The 18,278-nt window shown below is 71.6% G+C and carries 15 protein-coding genes and 2 pseudogenes; 12 read left to right on the top strand and 5 right to left on the bottom strand.

Annotation, left to right across the window (positions count from 1 at the left end):
- The 6 genes and pseudogenes from AB0389_RS26070 to AB0389_RS26045 form a co-directional block, all read left to right on the top strand.
- Positions 1 to 104 (top strand): annotated as a pseudogene (locus AB0389_RS26070) (IS5/IS1182 family transposase); the annotation flags it as partial.
- 139 nt (positions 105 to 243) lie between these two features.
- Positions 244 to 2,820: a LuxR C-terminal-related transcriptional regulator gene (locus AB0389_RS26065; protein WP_366397907.1), complete on the top strand. Its 2,577-nt coding sequence runs from the start codon at positions 244 to 246 to the stop codon at positions 2,818 to 2,820.
- Positions 2,821 to 2,898: 78 nt separating this feature from the next.
- Complete coding sequence (locus AB0389_RS26060; RefSeq protein WP_366397906.1) at positions 2,899 to 3,339, top strand: MarR family winged helix-turn-helix transcriptional regulator; 441 nt, start codon at positions 2,899 to 2,901, stop codon at positions 3,337 to 3,339.
- A 45-nt stretch (positions 3,340 to 3,384) separates the two neighbouring features.
- Positions 3,385 to 4,716: pseudogene (locus AB0389_RS26055) on the top strand (MFS transporter); the annotation flags it as partial.
- Between the two features lie 471 nt (positions 4,717 to 5,187).
- Entirely contained in the window at positions 5,188 to 5,754 is a 567-nt protein-coding gene (locus tag AB0389_RS26050; RefSeq protein ID WP_366397912.1) for an isochorismatase family protein, read from the top strand.
- Positions 5,751 to 6,323, top strand: coding sequence for a YbhB/YbcL family Raf kinase inhibitor-like protein (locus tag AB0389_RS26045; RefSeq protein ID WP_366397905.1), 573 nt, complete (start codon positions 5,751 to 5,753; stop codon positions 6,321 to 6,323). Before AB0389_RS26050 ends, AB0389_RS26045 begins: the two co-directional genes overlap by 4 nt.
- A gap of 66 nt (positions 6,324 to 6,389) precedes the next feature.
- Here the strand turns inward: AB0389_RS26045 and AB0389_RS26040 are convergent, their stop codons facing one another.
- On the bottom strand, positions 6,390 to 6,773 hold the full coding sequence (locus tag AB0389_RS26040; protein WP_366397904.1) for a metalloregulator ArsR/SmtB family transcription factor: 384 nt from the start codon (positions 6,771 to 6,773) through the stop codon (positions 6,390 to 6,392).
- Between the two features lie 97 nt (positions 6,774 to 6,870).
- On the opposite strand from AB0389_RS26040, the gene AB0389_RS26035 reads away from it, so the two are divergent.
- The 4 genes from AB0389_RS26035 (at position 6,871) to AB0389_RS26020 (ending at position 10,852) form a co-directional block, all read left to right on the top strand.
- Positions 6,871 to 8,862, top strand: a complete 1,992-nt coding sequence (locus tag AB0389_RS26035; RefSeq protein ID WP_366397903.1) for a heavy metal translocating P-type ATPase — start codon at positions 6,871 to 6,873, stop codon at positions 8,860 to 8,862.
- A complete protein-coding gene (locus tag AB0389_RS26030; protein ID WP_366397902.1) occupies positions 8,862 to 9,269 on the top strand; it encodes a (2Fe-2S) ferredoxin domain-containing protein in 408 nt (135 codons plus the stop codon). Before AB0389_RS26035 ends, AB0389_RS26030 begins: the two co-directional genes overlap by 1 nt.
- A 99-nt stretch (positions 9,270 to 9,368) precedes the next feature.
- Entirely contained in the window at positions 9,369 to 10,166 is a 798-nt protein-coding gene (locus AB0389_RS26025) for a hypothetical protein (RefSeq protein ID WP_366397901.1), read from the top strand.
- Complete coding sequence (locus AB0389_RS26020; RefSeq protein ID WP_366397900.1) at positions 10,097 to 10,852, top strand: DUF1775 domain-containing protein; 756 nt, start codon at positions 10,097 to 10,099, stop codon at positions 10,850 to 10,852. Before AB0389_RS26025 ends, AB0389_RS26020 begins: the two co-directional genes overlap by 70 nt.
- Positions 10,853 to 10,997: 145 nt before the next feature.
- Here the strand turns inward: AB0389_RS26020 and AB0389_RS26015 are convergent, their stop codons facing one another.
- Complete coding sequence (locus AB0389_RS26015; protein WP_366397899.1) at positions 10,998 to 12,122, bottom strand: class I SAM-dependent methyltransferase; 1,125 nt, start codon at positions 12,120 to 12,122, stop codon at positions 10,998 to 11,000.
- A 259-nt stretch (positions 12,123 to 12,381) separates the two neighbouring features.
- Here AB0389_RS26015 and AB0389_RS26010 point away from each other — a divergent pair, with 259 nt between their 5' ends.
- Both AB0389_RS26010 and AB0389_RS26005 read left to right on the top strand, forming a co-directional pair.
- Complete coding sequence (locus AB0389_RS26010; RefSeq protein ID WP_366397898.1) at positions 12,382 to 13,221, top strand: AraC family transcriptional regulator; 840 nt, start codon at positions 12,382 to 12,384, stop codon at positions 13,219 to 13,221.
- Between the two features lie 259 nt (positions 13,222 to 13,480).
- Entirely contained in the window at positions 13,481 to 13,843 is a 363-nt protein-coding gene (locus AB0389_RS26005; RefSeq protein WP_366397897.1) for a hypothetical protein, read from the top strand.
- A gap of 144 nt (positions 13,844 to 13,987) precedes the next feature.
- On the opposite strand, the gene atzF is transcribed toward AB0389_RS26005, so the two are convergent.
- The 3 genes from atzF to AB0389_RS25990 all read right to left on the bottom strand — a co-directional run bounded on the left by atzF (position 13,988) and on the right by AB0389_RS25990 (position 18,243).
- Complete coding sequence (gene atzF / locus AB0389_RS26000; protein ID WP_366397896.1) at positions 13,988 to 15,709, bottom strand: allophanate hydrolase; 1,722 nt, start codon at positions 15,707 to 15,709, stop codon at positions 13,988 to 13,990.
- A gap of 140 nt (positions 15,710 to 15,849) precedes the next feature.
- Complete coding sequence (locus tag AB0389_RS25995) at positions 15,850 to 16,641, bottom strand: DeoR/GlpR family DNA-binding transcription regulator (protein ID WP_366397895.1); 792 nt, start codon at positions 16,639 to 16,641, stop codon at positions 15,850 to 15,852.
- Positions 16,642 to 16,740: 99 nt separating this feature from the next.
- The gene (locus AB0389_RS25990) at positions 16,741 to 18,243 is read right to left on the bottom strand and encodes an amidase (RefSeq protein WP_366397894.1); all 1,503 of its coding nucleotides are present in this window, start codon (positions 18,241 to 18,243) and stop codon (positions 16,741 to 16,743) included.
- Positions 18,244 to 18,278 lie beyond the last annotated feature (35 nt).

Below are 18,278 nucleotides of genomic sequence, written 5' to 3'. Positions count from 1 at the left end.
GCCTCACCGTCCGATACGAACGAAAGGGCTCGCACTTCCTCGCCTTCCTCGGCCTGGCCGCCGCCCTGACCTGCTACAAGAAGCTCGCGAAACTTGCCACGTGAGACACACTCTTAGTATCGAGTTGCCCCCCAATATAAGTGAGGTTTCATGTCCGAAGCGCACGGCGCCCCACCTCGCGAGCACCTTGCGGCCGAAGGGATGGGAGCGGCTCACGCGGTCGCTCTGCCGGAACTTGTTGTGGTGAGCGGGCCCTCCGGAATGGAGATCGGTTCCGCTCTCGATGAGATGTCGGCTGACCGCAGAGATTTCCGGGCGGCGGGAGCCGGCGCGATCCAGGAAATAGTCCGCATTTCCTTCAGTAATTCTTCACCGAAAATCCAGCTCGACGACGTGGTTTCCCGGCGCGCGATCGCGGGCGAAGGACGCGGAACGATTCTGGTGCTGAGGGACCTCCAGTGTCTGTCCCCGGACGATCTGTTCGCACTGGAAGGCGCGATCCGGCAGTGGGTCGCGACGAGCACGCGCTGCGTGTGCACCGTCACGCTGCCCGTGCCCCGGGCGTCCCGTGCCGCGTTCGCCGCGGTGCTGGGCCGGCTGCGGCAGGGCGGTCCGGTCCGCCACGTGAACCTGCGCCCCCTCTCGCCCAGCCGGCTCGACGCCGTGATCACCGCCGAGACGGAGGCCAGACCCGAGCCGGCGCTGGTCGCCTGGGTGCGGAGCCTCACCCGGGGATGGCCCGCCGCGGTGCGCGCGGTGCTTCGGGCCGCCCGGGACCGGGGCGTCATCAGGGTGGTCGACCGGCACGCCCATCTCGTGGGCGGCGGCTCCTACCCTGGTCCGTCCACCCTTGACGAGCTGGTGCTGCCCCTCTGCGAGAGGCACGGAGCGGCCTGGGAGGCGGCCAAGGCCGTGGCCGTACTGGGCCCACTCGGTGAGGCCGTGCCACGGCTGACGGCCGAGGCTCTCGCGGTCACCGAGCGGGAAGCCCGCGGTCTGCTCGACGGCCTGGTGGAGACCGGTGTACTGCGATACCGCGGGTCGGATGCCGTCTGGGAGTACCGGCTGCCGCTGGCCGGGGCCGCGGTCAGGGCGGCACTCGGCCCCTACGAGCGGCGGAACCTGGCCCGGATCGCCGTGTCCGCACTCTGGCGGGGCGCCGCGCGCTGCGCAGACTTCTCCTACGCTCCCGAGCAGCTCGCGGCCGTGGGAGGAATGGTGGACCACGAGCGCGCGAAAGCCGAACTCCTTTCCGCCGTCGAGCGGTTGGCGCTGCACAACCCCGACTCCATGTACGACGACCACCGAGCCGTGCGGTGGCTGCGGGCAGCCGCCTCGCTGACCTCGGACCCGGTGGAACGGCCCCGCCTGCTGCTGGAGTACGCCAAGATCTGCCTGGCGCAGGGCAGGGCCGAGGAGGTCCTGAACTCCCTGCGACTCGTCCTGCGGACCTACCGTGCTCAGCTGCGCCCGGACCAGCTGCTCGACGTCCACTTCGCCTGGCTGGCCTCCCTGTACCAGCTGGGCGAGGTCGCCGCGCTCGAAAGGATCGCGGACGACGGCACACTCGAACAGCCCGCCCGTAACGGACCGTTGGAACGCGCCATCATCCGCGCGTGTGCCCTGCTGCTGCTCGGCCGCTGGCGCGAGGTCCGCGACCTGCTGGGGGCCGTACGGCGGGATGACAGGAGCGGACTGGCCGAGTACCGGGCCGAATTCCTCTCCACTACCGCGGAGTCGTGGCTCGGTCCCCGTTACGGGAGCGACCCGGCGGCCACCCTGCCCGCTCGTCACCGCGCCGGAGAGGCGACGGCCACCGAGGTGCACTCCCGGGTCGGCGAGCTGCTGACCCTGGGCGAGATCGGCCGAGCGGAACAACTGCTCACCGACACGGGGCGGATCCCGGTCCAGCTGGGCCTGCCCAGCCGGATGCTCATCGCCTTCCACCAAGGCCGTCCGGACATGGCCATGGACCTCGCGCGCAGGAGCGCCGTCATCGGTGTGCACAGCTGCGACGCCGTCCAGAGCGCGATGTACCACCACGCGGCCGTTCTTCTCCTGTCCAGCGGCAGAGTCACGCGCGCGAGCGAACTGCTCGCACTGGCCCGCGCCCGGCGGCCGATGCTGCCTCATCTGCTCGCATCGGCCGAGGCGCTGTGTGAACTGGTGCGCGGGGAAGCCGGACAGGCGCGGTCGGTGCTGCGGGCGGCCGTGCGCCGCGCCGAGTCGGACGGTGTGGTGGCGGGGACCGAACTCCTCTGGCTGCGGGTGGCCGACGTCGCGATGAGCGTCGGCCGGCCCGAGCTGCTGAAGGAGTGCCTGGCGAAAGCCGGGACAGCCGCCCGCGTGCTGGGCACCGAGCGGGCCGAGATGGCCCGGCTCGTTCTGCACGCGGCCGTGCACACCGATCGCGGCGCGGGGGAGGCCGCGAGGCGACTGGCCCAGTGGCGGCAGCAGCCTCTGGAGGAGAGCGCCGTGCTGTGCCATCTGATCCGCTACGGCATGGGGGATCCGGCGATGCTGCGCGACACCTACGCCCTCCTCGGCGAACTCGACGCGCTGATGCCCCGGTTCTGGCTGCGTCCCCTCATGCGCGCGCACGGAGTGCCGGTGCCGGGGCGGCAGGCCACCGCCGAGGAGAACGAGCGGCTGCTCGCCGTACTCGTCTCCGAGGGCCTGACCAACAGACAGATCGCCAAGACCCTCCGGACCAGCGAGAAGAGCGTAGAGGGGCGGCTGTCGAGACTGTTCGCACGGACGGGTCACGGCTCACGGGTCGAACTCGCCATGGCGATGCTCACCGGCCGGCTGCGCCTCTGAGCGGTTGTTCACCTGCCGTGCGGTGCCGGGCCGCGGAAGCATATTTACTAAGGCTGATTGATAAGGTAGCTTTACTGTATGAGTGGAGATCTGGACCCCGACGCGGTCGCCTCGGTCCTGCTGGCGAGCATCGGTGTACTGGTGCGCCGGGTGCGCCAGGTGCCCGTCGACGGCGGACTCACGATGCCCGAGCGGACCGCCCTGTCGCATCTGGAGCGCGCGGGTCCCACCACCTCCTCCGCGCTGGCCCGGGAGGTGCAGATCACCGCGCAGGCCATGGGGGCGACGCTCGGCACACTGCGCGCCCGTGGCCTGGTCGAACGCCGGCCGGACCCGGACGACGGCAGGCGCGTGGTGCTGACGGTGACCGATGCCGGTCTGCGGGCGCTGCAGGACAAGCGCAACGCGCGGACCGGACTCATCGCCGGGGCCCTGACCGGCGGCGCGTTCACCGCGGGGGAGCTGGAGCAGCTCGCGGCGGCGGCGCCGCTGCTGGACCGGCTGGCGCGGAACATCTGACGCCGGCGGACCATTCGACGCGAAGGAACACCGAGGAAGCACGCCATGACGGATCCTCTCCAGGCGCGGGCCCCGGACCGGCCAACCGGTGACCGGCCCAGGCCGGCCGGTGACCGGTACAAGTGGACGGCGCTGGCGAACACGACCGCCGCGGTCTTCATGTCCGCGCTGGACGGCTCCATCGTGCTGATCGCGCTGCCGGCGATCTTCCGTGGCGTACATCTGGACCCGCTGGCTCCGGGGAACATCGCCTATCTGCTGTGGATGATCATGGGCTACCGGCTGGTCCAGGCCGTGCTGGTGGTCACGGTGGGCCGCCTGGGGGACATGTACGGCCGGGTCCGGATGTACAACTCCGGGTTCGCGGTCTTCACCTTCGCCTCGATCCTGCTGTCCTTCGACCCCTTCGACGGCGGCCACGGAGCGATGTGGCTGATCGCCTGGCGCGTGGTGCAGGCCGTCGGCGGGTCGATCCTGACCGCGAACTCGGCCGCGATCCTGACCGACGCCTTTCCCGAGGAGCAGCGCGGCTTCGCCCTGGGCATCAATCAGGTCGCCGCTCTGGCCGGGATGTTCATCGGGCTGGTCGCCGGCGGGCTGCTGGCGGCCTGGGACTGGCGGGCGGTGTTCTGGGTGAACGTGCCGGTCGGTGTGTTCTTCACGGTGTGGGCGTACCGCACCCTGCGGGAGTCCGGCAGCCGCGGCGGCGGCCGGATCGACTGGTGGGGCAACATCACCTTCGCGGTGGGTCTCAGCGCGGTCCTGGTCGCGGTCACCTTCGGCCTGCAGCCCTACGGCGGACACACCATGGGATGGACCAACCCGCTGGCCATCGTCCTGATCGCCGGGGGACTGGTCCTCCTGGCCGCGTTCGTCGCCATCGAGAACCGCGTCTCCGCGCCGATGATCGAACTGAGCCTCTTCCGCCTGCGGGCCTTCACCCTCGGCAATCTGGCGGGCCTCGCCATCTCGATCGGCCGCGGTGGGATGCAGTTCGTGCTGATCATCTGGCTGCAGGGCATCTGGCTTCCGCTGCACGGCTACGACTACAGCGACACACCGCTGTGGGCCGGCATCTTCATGCTGCCGCTCACCGTCGGATTCCTCGCCGCCGGGCCCGTCTCCGGCTATCTGTCCGACCGGCTCGGCTCCCGGGGCCTGGCCACCGGTGGCGCGCTGCTGTTCGGCGCCAGCTTTCTGGGCCTGATGGCCCTGCCGGTCAACTTCGGCTACGGGATATTCGCCGTACTGATCGCGCTCAACGGGATCGCCAGCGGTATGTTCGCCTCCCCCAACTCCTCCTCGATCATGGGCAGTGTGCCCGCGCGGTCGCGCGGCGTCGCCTCCGGGATGCGCGCCACCTTCCAGAACTCCGGCACCGCCGTCTCCATCGGCGTGTTCTTCTCCCTCATGATCGCCGGACTGGCCGCCGGCCTCCCGCGCACCCTCGCCGCAGGGCTGCGGCAGCAGGGCGTACCGGCCGACGTCGCCGCCCAGGTCGGTGGCCTGCCCCCGGTCTCGTCCCTGTTCGCAGCCCAACTCGGTGTCAACCCGGTCCAGCACCTGCTCCAGCCCAGTGGCGCCCTGACCCACCTGACCGCGGCGCAGCGGCAGACGCTGACCGGACACGAGTTCTTCCCCACCCTGATCGCCGGCCCCTTCCACTCCGGCCTGGTCGTCGTGTTCGCCTTCGGCGCCACCCTCGGTTTCCTCGCCGCGCTCCTCTCCTCTCTGCGCAGGCGCGGCCGGCCGGGTACGGCAGCGGTCGGGACCACGTCACCGGGGGCCGGCGCCACCCCACCTCCCGATCCCGGCAACCGGCCGCCATTCACAGGAGAGACGCACACCATGGCACTGACAACGATCGATCCCATGTCCGCGCTCGTCGTGATCGACCTGCAGAAGGGCATCGTCGCGGCCCACACCGGCCATTCGGCCACCGCCGCCGTCGAACAGGCGATCCGCCTGGCCAACGAGTTCCGGCGCCGCGGCCTGCCCGTGGTCCTGGTCAACGTCACCGGACGCGCGCCGGGACGCACCGAGGCCGGACGGTCCGGCAGCAGCGCCGCCCCGCCCGCCGACTGGGCCGACCTCATCGACGAACTCGACGTCCGGCCGACCGACCACCTGATCACCAAGCGACGGCGCAGCGCGTTCCACGACACCGGCCTCGACACCCTCCTGAGGGATCTCGGCGTCACCCAGATCGTGCTTGCCGGCATCTCGACCAGCTCGGGCGTCGAGTCGACCGCGCGCTCGGCCTCCGACCACGGCTACCACGTCGTCCTGGCCACCGACGCCATGAGCGACCCCGACCCCGAGGCCCACCGCCACAGCGTCGAGCGTGTCTTCCCCAAGCTCGGCGAGACCGCCACCACCGCCGAGATCATCGACAGGGCGGAGGCCGTCCGATGACCCTGCTCGGCCGGCTCCTGAAGAACCGCAGGGCGGGTGAGGCCCACAGTGCGTGGAACCTGCCCAACCTGCGGGGACCCGAGACGCTGACCCTCACGAGCCCGCACTTCGGCGACGGCGACGCCATGCCGCTGGAGCTCTGCGCGAAGATCATCGGCGGCGGCAACCTCTCCCCGCACCTGGTCTGGACCCCGCCGCCGCCCGGCACCGCCCAACTCCTCCTGGTCGTCGAGGACATCGACGTCCCCCTGGCCCGGCCCGCCGTCCACTGCGCCGCACTGCTCGACCCGGCATCCGGGCACCTGGACCCGGGCGCGCTCGGTGCCCGGCGGCCCGCTCCCGGAGTGCGGCTGCTGCGGTCCACCGTCGGACGCGGATACAACGGTCCCGCGCCGATCAAGGGCCACGGGCCGCACCGTTACGTCTTCCAGCTGTTCGCCCTCGCCGGCCCCGTGGACGGTGCCCCCGACGCGGCACCGGTGGACCGGGCACGGCCCCGCGCCCTCCTGCCCGCCGTCACCGCGCCCGTACTCGGCCGCGGCCGGCTGACCGGCGTCTTCGAGCGCTGACCGCCGGCCCCGGGGGGCGTGACGAGCGCCGTACCACCCTCCTCCGGGACCCCGTCGCCGGGTGGCTCAGCGGGTCGCGGTCCGCGTTGCCCGGGCCGGGGCGTCGCGCAGCCCCATGCGTACGTGCTCGACGTGGAAGAGGGCCTGGTCGAGGAGTTCGGCGACGTGGTGGTCGTACAGGGCATAGACGATGGAACGGCCTCGGCGTTCGCCGGTGACCAGGCCCAGGTTGCGCAGCAGGCGGAGCTGGTGGGAGCAGGCGGAGGCTTCCATGGCGGCGGCTTCGGCGAGTTCGCCCACGGCGCAGGGGCCTTCCTGGAGGCGGGCGAGGATCCGCAGCCGGGAGGGGGTGGCCAGCGCCTGGAGGGTTGCGGCGACATCGGCGGTCCCCACGGCATCAAGGCGCTCACGGGTGGTAGCCGCGTTCTTGTCGTCCGCTCCGTGGCCCATGGCGCCCATCCTAACCGGCATGCATGAATACCTGTTCATGTATTCCTGTACGGTGAGGGAAGCGTAACCGCCTCCACCCGTGAAGGGTCGTTCTGTCATGCCTGCTGTCCTGCTCCAGCGCCCCGAAGGAGCCGCGTCGGCCGTTTCCGCGGCGGCGCCGCGACGCCGTACGCGGGTGTTCGCCCTGGCCGAGGCGCGCTGGGCCGCCACCGCGCTGGCGCTGTTCCTGATCGCGCTGCCCTTGCAGCTGACCGGCGCCCCGGCCTGGACATGGGGGCCGCTCTACGCCGTCGCCTACGTCACCGGGGGGTGGGAGCCGGCCTGGGCAGGGCTCCGGGCGCTGCGCGAGAAGACCCTGGACGTGGACCTGCTGATGATCCTCGCCGCGATCGGCGCGGCCTCGATCGGACAGGTGATGGACGGCGCGCTGCTCATCGTCATCTTCGCCACCTCGGGCGCCCTGGAGGCGCTCGCCACGGCCCGCACCCAGGACGCGGTGCGCGGCCTGCTCGATCTCGCACCGACCGCCGCCGGCCGACTGGCCGACGACGGCAGCGAGGAGACGGTTCCCACCGGGGACCTGGCGGTGGGGGACACCATCCTCATCCGCCCCGGCGAGAGGGTCGGCGCCGACGGCCGCGTCCTCACCGGAGCCAGCGAGGTCGACCAGGCCACCATCACCGGCGAGCCCCTGCCGGTGGCGAAAGAGGCCGGGGACGAGGTGTTCGCCGGCACCCTGAACGGCACCGGCGCCCTCCGCGTGAAGGTGGAGCGGGACGCCTCGGAGTCGGTCATCGCCCGGATCGTGGCCATGGTCGAGGAAGCCTCGGAGACCAAGGCGCCCACCCAGCTGTTCATCGAGAAGATCGAGCAGCGCTACAGCCTCGGCATGGTCGGTGCGACCCTGGCCGTCTTCCTCGTTCCACTGGCCCTCGGCGCGGACCTCACCGGTTCCCTGCTGCGGGCGATGACGTTCATGATCGTCGCCTCGCCGTGCGCCGTGGTGCTCGCCACCATGCCGCCGCTGCTGTCCGCCATCGCCAACGCCGGACGCCACGGCGTCCTGGTGAAGTCCGCCGTGGTCATGGAACGCCTCGGCCGGATCGACGCCGTAGCGCTGGACAAGACCGGCACCCTCACCGAAGGCACCCCCCGCGTCACCGACATCCGCGCTCTGTCCGGCAGCGGTGTGAGCGACGATCACCTGCTGACCCTGGCGGCCGCGGCCGAGCGCCCCAGCGAGCACCCACTGGCCCGCGCGATCGTCGGCGCCGCCCGCGAGCGCCGCCTGGACCTGCCGGACGCCGACGACTTCACCTCCACCCCCGGCATCGGCGTCACCGCCACCGTGGACGGCCGTAAGGTCACCGTCGGCGCCCCGGCCCGGCTGCTGGACAACTCGGCGGACTCCGCCTCGGCACGGATCGCCGTGATCGCGGGCGAGCTGGAGGACAGCGGCCGTACCGCGGTTGTCGTCCGGCTCGATGACGCACCCGCCGGCGTGCTGGGAATCGCCGACCGGTCGCGCCCCGACGCCGCCGCCACCGTCGCCTCCCTCACCTCGCTGACCGGCCGCACGCCCATGCTGGTGACCGGCGACAACCCGCGCGCCGCGGCCCGCCTCGCCGCCGAGGTCGGCATCACGGACATCCGCGCCGGTCTTCTGCCCCAGGACAAGGTCACCGCCGTACGCGAGCAGGAAGCGGCCGGCCGCAGGGTGCTGGTCATCGGCGACGGGGTCAACGACGCGCCCGCGCTGGCCGCCGCGCACACCGGCATCGCGATGGGCCGTGCCGGATCCGACCTCGCCCTGGAAACCGCCGACGCCGTCATCGTCCGCGACGAACTCGCCACCGTCCCCACCGTGATCGCCCTGTCCCGCGCGGCCCGCAAGCTGGTGGTGCAGAACCTTGTCATCGCCGGGGTGTTCATCTCCGGCCTGGTCATCTGGGACCTGGTGGGCCACCTGCCCCTCCCGCTCGGCGTGCTCGGCCACGAAGGCTCCACCGTCATCGTCGGCCTCAACGGCCTGCGCCTGCTGCGCGACGCCGCCTGGAACCGCGCCACCACCATGGCCAAGGACAGCTGATGAACCGTCGAAGCGAGAGAGCCGCCGCCGCGCCGCCGGCGGCCCTGCCCATGGTCACCGTCTGCCGGGGCTGCTGCTGCGGCACATCCGCCAAAGTCCCGCGCCTGGACCACGAAGCCCAGCTCGCCGACCTGCGCGCCATGCCGGCCGGGGCTGCCGTGATCCGGCGTACGGACTGCCTGAACGCGTGCGAGCGCGCCAACGTCATGGTCATCCAGCCCTCCGCCGAAGGCCGCGAAGCCGGTGGCCGTCCCGTCTGGCTCGGGCAGGTCAACGACCCCGGCGCCGCGACCGAGATCACCGCCTGGGTCAGGAACGGCGGTCCAGGCCTGGCCGATCCACCGGACATCCTCGACCTCTACGCCTTCACCCCCTCGCGCCGAGTCCGGCACGAATTCGAAGACTGACACCTCGATGCCGCCGAACATCTCCATGCCGCCGGACGCCGTGGGACATACCGGAAGTGTGCTCCGGCGGCCGGGATCATGGCGCATGATGGGGCCGCCATGTCGTGGACGCGAGCTGCCCGCACCGCGCGCCGGGTGCACCCGAAGCCGGTGACCGGCGCGCCGGCCGCCGCTGCCCGTGCCGGGGTGTTCAGTGTGGTGAGTACGGGACTCGCCCTCACCGGACACCACGTGGCCTCGGGACATCCGGTGCCCTGGCCGAATGCGGGAACGGCCCTTGTCCTGCTCTTCCTGCTGACCATTCCCGCCGCCCGCGGGCCCCGGTCGGTGCCCACGCTGATGGCGGCCACCGGCGCCGCGCAAGCCGCCCTGCACCTCTGGCTCACACGCGCCGTCGGGCACTCCGCGCCCACACCGCACCCGATGGACCGCCACGACACATCCCGTGGTGTGCACGACGCGTGGCACGCCGGCCATCACGGGGTGTCGATGACCGCCGCCCACATCGCGGCGGCCGCACTCGTGGCGTGGTGTCTGCAGCGGGCGGACACCGCGTGCCTGGCCCTGGGAAAGCTGGGCGAACGCGCCGGCAAGGTGATCGCCGACCTCCTCGTACGGCCGATTCCCGCCGTACCGCTCCTCGCGCCCCCGCGTGTCCTGCGGCCCGCGGGGGAGCGCACACCGGCACCTCCGTACAACTCCCTGGTGCTGGCGCACGCCGTGGTGCGCCGAGGTCCTCCGGCCGGACCCGTCCCCGCCGTCCGAGCCACAAGACCTCGGGGCGCGCTTCGGCGTGCCCGCACACCGTCACCTCACAGGAGCCACCCGTGTCCCGTACCACCCGGCCGCGCACGCGCACCGCGCAGCGGCTGTCCGCCGTCACCGTCCTTGCCGTAGCGGCTTCGCTCGCGCTCGCCGCCCCGGCGTCCGCGCATGTGGAGGTCGAGGCGGAAGGCGGCCCGGCCGCCGCCCTCGCCGAGAACGTCACCCTGAACTTCAACGCCGAATCGGAGTCGGGCACCGTGGGAATCACCGAGCTGGAGGTGGTCCTGCCCGACGGCATCGCACCGTCCGACGTCAGCTACAAGGAAGGCCCCAAGGGCTGGAAGTACACGGCCACGGAACGGGGTTACACCGTGGCGGGCCCCGCGGTGACCCCAGGTGAGGACGCCGTGTACGCGGTGACCGTACGCCGGCTCCCGGACGCCGAATCCCTGCCCTTCAAAACCCTCCAGACCTACAGCGACGGCCGCGTCGACCGCTGGATCGAACTGGAGAAGCCCGCGACCGGCGAGAACGGCAACTCCGCGCCCGTCCTCGCACTCGAGCCCGCGGCCCCCGGCGCGAAGCCGGTCAGCCCCAGCCCCACAGCCGAGCCCACCACGCCGCCACCGTCCACCCCGGCCACGAGCCGGCCGGCGGACACACCGTCACCCACGGAAACCGGCACCACGACCACGGCGGGCAAGGGCGACGACAGCGCGAACACCGCCCTGATCATCACGGCCGCGGTGGCCGCCGCCGCGCTCATCGGCGGTGGCCTGTGGTGGTTCAGGCGCCGCGGCGACGCGAACGCCACCTGACCACGACGGCACCACGAACACGCGCTCCCCGCGAGGCCGGCCGGACTCCGTACCGGCCCCGCGGGGGCGCTGTCGCGGCACGCCGCCCGGACGCTCAGGACCGTACGGACGGCTGCGACGGCCGGTCGCCTGGCCCGTGCGGCCATCAGCCCGCCAGCGTGTGGGTGCCGGACCCGGCGGCCACTGGCGTCAGGCCGTAGAAGACGCGCGGTGAGCCGTCGAGTGTGAGGGTCACCCGGCCCTGGGCCGGTGTCAGCTGCCGGCTGCGGCCGATGGAGTCCAGCCGGCGTACGGCGTCGCCTGCGGTGACCGTGAGGTGGGTCTTGGTCGGCCAGGGGTCGACCCAGACCTCGGGGGCCGGGAAGTGCCCGTCGGTGCGCTCGCCGGAGGTGTTCAGCAGATAGCCGTCGGCCCGGTTCCACAGGACGACCGCCGGTCCTTCGGGCGTGTCGAACCACAGTCCGAAGGTTTCCGGGTCGGAGAAGGTCAAGTGGCCCCGGAACGTGGCCCGGTCGAGGACGCGGGCCGCGGTCGCGTACGCCAGGAGCGACGGCTTCGGGCTGAGGTCGCGGTTCATCAGCCCGTAGTGGTACTCGACGTTGTCCGGATCGGCGATCTGCGGCATGCCCAGCACACTGTCGTGGAACTGGTACCAGCACACGCAGGTGACGCCCTCCGCCTTCGCCAGTGCCAGGGTGAGCAGGACGTTCTCGGCGGCGTGCCGGTAGGTGTCGTGCCACCAGCTGTTCGGCTTGGTCGGCGCATAGGCCTCGCCCTCGCCGAGCTGAACGGGATCGAGGAGCCCCGCTTGTGCCAGGAGCGCTCGCTGGTCGCGTGGTCTTCGCGTGGGGGCCGCGGTGAAGTCGAGGAGGTGCAGGCTGCCGCCCGGTTTCAGGACGCGGCGGATCTCGTGCAGTACGGCGGGCTGCTGCTCGTCGGGGATGTGGTGCAGGACGAACGACGCCAGCACCCGGTCCACGCCGGCGTCCGGGTAGGGGAGGTGGGCGGCGTCGCCGAGATCGAGCCGCAGTTCGACGCCTGCCTCGACGGCTTTACGGGCCGCCGCGGCGAGGGAAGCGGCGTTGGTGTCGAGGCCGATCGCGACCGCCCCGGGAGCGGCGCGCTTGACCTTCAACAGGACGTTCCCGGTGCCCGCGCCGATCTCCAGCACCGTGGCGCGCGGTCCGATCGCGGCCTGGGCGACCAGCTGCCAGTGCGCGTCGCCGACACCGGCGGCCCGGCTGAGCCAGTCGTAGGAGCGGGGAGACATTCCTGCCGTTCTATGGCCTCGGGCACCGGTCGCGGTGATGGCGCTCTCCCCTGCGGTATGGACGAAATTCGCTTCACCGATCCAACGTACCCAGCCTTGAACTGCGGGAATGGGATGAGACACTGAGGCAATGGGAGATTCTTCCGGTGTCGGTGTCGGTGTCGGTGTCGGTGTCGGTGTCGGTGTCGGTGTCGGCGGAACGCGACGCCGCGCCGGGCGCACGCCGGAAGGAGTGCCACTCGTCGGATACACCCCGGGCATGGGGCTTCCGCCGGTCGCGGTCATGTCCCGGTCGCTGGACTCTCCTCCGGGTGGCGGGCCGGTCTCGGCGACCCACGCCCACGACTTCCCGCAGGTTGTCTATGTCGAGGCGGGACGGCATCTCCTGCGGGTGGAGGACCGTGACTGGGCGCTCAGCACCGGAGACGCCCTCGTGATCGCGCCCGGGACCGTCATCGCCACCGGCGGGCAGCACACGGACGAGGACACCGAGATGTGGACGCTGTTCTTCGCCGCCGAGGCCGTCGACCCCGCGGCCACCCTGCTGGCATCCTGGCGCGCGCACCCCCTGCTGTCATCGTTCGCCGGCACAGGACGGGGCGGACACCGTGTCACCATCCCGCCCGAGGATCGCGGGACGTGGCTGGCGCACCTGACCGGTCTGCGCACCGAGCTGCTGCGGCGCCGCGACGGGTACGCCGACGCGGTCCGCGCCCATCTGACGCTCCTCGCACTCCAGTTGAGCCGGCTCGACCTCGACATCCCCTTCGACGTCGCCCGCGATCCCCTGCTCGCGGCCGTGTTCCACGTCATCGAGACCCGCTACCGGGAACCCATCTCCCTGAACGACGTCGCCGTTGCCGTCGCCCAGAGCAGCGGACACCTCACCACCGTCGTCAGACTCCGCACCGGACGCAGCGTGGGGCAGTGGATCACCGAGCGCCGAATGCGCGAAGCACGCCGCCTCCTGGCCGATACCGACCTCGCCATCGGCGAGATCGCCTCCAGAGTCGGCTACCGCGACCCGGGCTACTTCACCCGCCGATTCCACGCGGAACACCACCTGGCACCCCGGGCATGGCGGCTGGCGGGCCGGTAGCCGCCATGCCGCGGGCGTCGCGACTCCGCCACGCGCGGGCCCCTCGCGACGCGGCCGGGAGACACGTGGACGAGGACGTCCTCACCACTGCGGACTCCGTCCGGGCGAATCCTGCACATAGGTGCCGGAGTGAGCGGTCCCTCTGAATAACGTTGACTCGGCGGTTTCGCACTCTGGCAAGCCGGGCGTCACCGAGTCGTCCCCGGTACTACCGGCATCGCGTAGCCGCTGGTAGCTGACCGACGTAGCAGGAGGATTCATGAACGCGCGTATGCGTGCGCTGGCCATGTCCGGAGCGGTGCTGCTGACCACCTTGGGTGTGGCTTCCGAACCGTCGTACGCTGCTCCGTCCGCGGGGCTGACGTGTTCGGCGAACACGATCTGCCTCTGGCGCCAGCAGTACGGCCTGGGCGACGACCTGTACCAGTGGAAGGGCGGCTACGTCGACCTGCCGGCGAAGTTCCGCGACCATGTGTGGTCCTTCCGCGCCAACCGATCCGGTGCCTTCATCGACTGGAGCGGTGGGAAGAAGACCTGTCGTTCGGTGAGTCCTGGCGACGAATGGAACGTCTACAACAACGACTTCGGATCAAGGATTGACGCGGTGGGGGACAAGTGCTGACGGGTTGAAAACCATGGCCGGGTCCGGGTCCGGGTCCGGGCCGAGACGAACAGACCGGCGGGCATGAGGCCGAAGTCGATGTGTGGAACCGCTCCCGGCGTTCTGCCACACCGCGCCTTCGTCGGACGCCGGGCGGTCACGACGTCAGCCGGCCCCGGCAGGACGGCGGGTCTGCGGGGCGGTGGAGGCGAGATACGCGATCCAGTCTCCGTGCGCGGTGATGTCCTCGGCGCCGTCGAGGGCTCCGGGTTCGCAGGTGAAGCCGAGTACCTCACGGCCGTCCTCCAGCGTCACCGGAGTGATCGCCATGGGTGCGGCGAGTTGTCCGAGGAAGTCCGCGAACCCGTCCGGGGTGAGCGCCCACAGTTCACCGGCGATCGACGCGCCGCCGGCCCCGGCCCTCCAGACCGCGGGCTTCGGGGGTGTTGTGCCGAGCCTCGCCATCCGGTACACGGGCGCCGTCCGGACCGTACCCAGCAGGCGGGCTCCGGTAGCGGTCAGTTGGTGGTTGAGGGGCTGTCCGCTGCGGTGGGCGCCCATCACCACGAGTTCGCGGTACGGCGCGCCCCAGAGCCGGCCCGGTGGCAGGGCGTCGGCCAGTCCGGCGCGCGCGGCGACGTCGGCCAGGGCGAGGTCGTCGTGGGCGCGGCCGACCAGTGTGACTCCGACGGGCCGCCGCGGTGTCGAACCGGCCGCCGGGACCGCGAGGGCACTGAGGTCCAGCAGGTTGACGAAGTTCGTGAACGTGCCGTTGCGCGCGTTCACCCCGATCGGGTCGGCACGTACCTCCTCAATGCTCGGATGGCCGGGCGAGGTCGGAAGGAGCAGGGCGTCCAGCGGGGCGAGGGTCTCCGAGGCGATCGCCCGGGCCGCGACCAGTCTCTGCTGGTCGCGGACGAGATCGACGGCGGCGAACTCCCGGGCGGGCAGCACGATGGAGGCGACGGTCGGGTCGGCCTCCGGCCCGAGTTCGGCCAGTACGGCGCCGAACGCGTAGGCGCGCTCGGCCAGCAGAGCGCCGTCGTAGAGAAGCTTCGCGGCGTCGAGCAGCGGTGCCGTGCCGACCTCGACGGTCTTGAACCCCGCCGCGGTCAGGGCTTCGACGGTGGACCGGTACGCCGTCCTCCCGTGCTCGTCGACGAGTGCCAGCGTCGCCTCGTCGACGATGCCGACCCGTCCTCGTGACGCGGACAGCCGGGCGTGCCGCGCCCAGGGCCGCGACGCACTGCCGGCCGTCATGACCTCCATCGCCGAGCCCGCGGTGGTCAGGCTGCGGGCGAACACCGACACCGTGTCGTAGCTCGGGGAGGCCGGGTAGACACCTGCCGAGGACAGCATTCCGAGGGTCGGCTTCACCCCGACGAGATGGTTGAACGCGGCGGGTACCCGTCCGGATCCGGCGGTGTCCGTGCCCAGCGCCATGTCCACCAGTCCCAGGGCGACGGCCAGCGCCGAGCCGGAGCTGGAGCCGCCCGCGACCAGCGCCGGGTCGCTCGCCGACGTCGGTGTCCCGTACGGCGTGCGGGTGCCGACCAGGCCCGTCGCGAACTGGTCCAGGTTGGTCTTCCCCACGACGACGGCCCCGGCCTCCTCCAGCAGACGGACCGTCTCGGCGCTGGTGGCGGGAGTGTGCCGTACCCCGGGGGCTCCCGCGGTCGTGGGCAGGCCGGCGACATCGATGTTGTCCTTGACCGCGACGGTCGTCCCGGCGAGGGGCAGCGCCGTTCCGTCGCTGACGCGTGCGTCGACCTCGTCGGCCAGCGCGAGCGCGTGTTCACGGTCGCGCAGGGTGATCCATATTTCGGGGCGTGCGGCCGCACGGACCCGCTCGTAGCAGGTCTCGACGGCCCTTCGTGCAGTGGTCAACCGGTTCTCCTGGGGTGGGCGTCCGGCGCTGTCCCGCCGGGCTGGAGCGCATGAGGGAAGGCGGGAGCGCGGTCCGGGCGTGGTGTGCGTGTGCCTCGGGCCGGGGGAGGGCGGATCCGTCGTGCGGGCGGTGCGAAGAGTCAGCCGGTGGTGGTGTGTTCGGCGTGGACCACGGTCATGCCGCGTGATTCGAGGCTCTCCACGACCGGATTCCCGCGGGGGGCGTCGGTCACTATGGTCGTGATCCGGCTCAGTGACCCGACGGGCGAGAAGGACACGGCGCCCAGATGGCGTTCCTCCGCCAGCAGGACGACCTGGTCGGCGCTGGAGATCATCGCGGCCTTCAGCTGCGCGTCGGCCTCGTTGTAGTCCGACACCAGGTCGGAGTCGACGCTGACACCGGCCACGGAGACGATCGCCGTGTCCCAGCGGTGCTCACGGAAGAACCGCTCGGTGGTCGACCCGTAGAAGCTCAGCTCACGGGGCCGGAGTTCACCACCGGGGATGAGGACATGGATGTCGCTGTCCTGGCCCAGGACCTCCATGACCTGGACGCTCGACACCCCGACCAGCGCCTGGAGACGGCGTTCACGCATCTCCAGGGCGACGAAGTAGGCCTTCGTGCCGAAGTCGATGGCGATGTTGTCGCCGCGCCGGACCAGGTCGACGGCCGCCCGGGCCATCGCCTTCTTCCGGTCGACGTTCTTCCTCAGCCGCATCGAGAAAGGCGGTTCGAAGCTGCGTCCCGCGTTCAGTTCGAGTCCGCCGTAGACGCGGCGGGCGATCCCCTGGCCGCTGAGGTGGTCGATGTCGCGGCGTACCGTCAGTTCGGTCACGCAGAGTTCCTGGGCGAGGGTGGCGGTCTCGACCTTGCCCCGCTCTTCGAGGAGTTCCAGGATCCGCTGAAGACGCTCGTCACGCCGGGTTCCCATGCGTGCCCTCTCCCCTCTGTCCCGAGGCGGAGCCCTCGGTCTGCGATCCCGCGCTGTCGTACGGGAGCCACCCGGCGGCGGCGGACGGCCTCCGGGACATCAGTCGAGTCCCGGACGGACACCGGCCACGCCGAGGATCAACTCTAGCCGTTCGCCCAGCGCGAGGAGTTCCACGTCACGTCCGTAACGGCCGACCATCTGGATCCCGACGGGAAGCCCCGAACTGCCGAACGCGGCGGGCATCGCGAGCACAGGATGCTGCGAGGGGACGAGACGGCAGGCCAGCCGCTGCCACTCGAAGTACCGGTCGAAGGACGTGCCCTCGATCTCCGCGACCCACGGCACCTCGGCGGGAGGCGCGGTGACGGGCGCGCCGGGGCAGACGAACGCGTCGAAGTCACGCAGGAGTTCGGCGAACCGCACGAACAGTTCGTAGCGGCGCCGCTGTGCCTCGACCAGTTCGGTCGTCGAGTAGGCGGACGCCTCGGTCACATTGGTGACGAAGTCGTCGCGGTACTTCTCCGGGTGTTCGATCGGGTCCCGGCCGAGCAGGGAGAACCAGCCGAACATCTCGATCGTCTGCCACGCGCGGTCGACGCCGGTGAAGTCCACTTCGACGTCCACCACTTCGACGCCGGCCGCCTCCAGGGTGCGCCGGACCGAACGGAAGGCCTCCCGTACCTCCGTGGCGACGGGCAGGCCGCCGAGGTCCTCGCTCCAGGCGAGCCGGACCGGGGCGTGGTGGGGGGTGCCGAGTTCGGCGGTGGCGCCGAGGCCGTGGCCCAGAGGTGTCAGTTCGTCCGTCCCGGTCATCGCCGAGAGCATCAGCGCCGCGTCCCGGCAGGTGCGGGCGACGGGGCCGTTCACGGAGTGCGGTTCCCAGGCGCCGGGTCCCGAGGCGGCGGGCACGAGACCGGGTGTGGTCCTGAGGCCGACGGCGTTGCAGAAGGAGGCGGGGTAGCGCAGGCTGCCGCCCGAGTCGGAGCCGTCCACCAGCGGCAGCATCCCGGCGGCGACGGCGGCCACTCCTCCGGTGGAGCCGCCCGCGTGCCGGGTCGTGTCGTACGGGTTGCGGGTGATGCCGTGGACGTCGTTCCAGGTGACCGTGCCGACGCCGAACTCCGGCGAGTTGGTCTTGGCGATGATGAGGGCCCCCGCCTCGCGCAGCTTGCGGACGTGGGGTACGTCGGTCGCGCGCGGGCCGCGGTCGGCGAAGGCCCGGGAGCCGCGCGAGGTGGGCATGCCGGCGACATCGACCAGATCCTTGATCGCGACGGGGATCCCGTGCAGCGGGCCGAGGGGACCGCCCGCGGCGCGGACACGGTCCGCCTCCTCGGCCAGCGCGATCGCCTCCTGACGCGGCATCCGGTACACGATCACATTGATCCGGTCGTCGGTGGCGTCGATACGGTCGTAGCAGGCGCTCATCAGCTCGACCGCGGTGATCTCGCCGGCGGCGACGGCGTCGCGCAGCCGCGTGGCGGACCACCAGATCAGCTCGGAGGGTGCGGCGGGCGACGTATCCGCCGAGGCGGTACCGGGCCCGCTCGCCGGGCTCGGTGAGACCGTGTCGGGTGTCGTCGTGCTCGGGGGCGTTGTCATGGTCGTCTGTCCTTCGCGGGTGGTACGGCGTGGGA

The sequence above is a fragment of the Streptomyces sp. NPDC093109 genome, assembly GCF_040701725.1.
Taxonomy (GTDB): domain Bacteria; phylum Actinomycetota; class Actinomycetes; order Streptomycetales; family Streptomycetaceae; genus Streptomyces.
The sequence above is the reverse complement of the archived record's forward strand: the minus strand, read 5'-3'. Positions and strand labels throughout refer to the sequence as shown.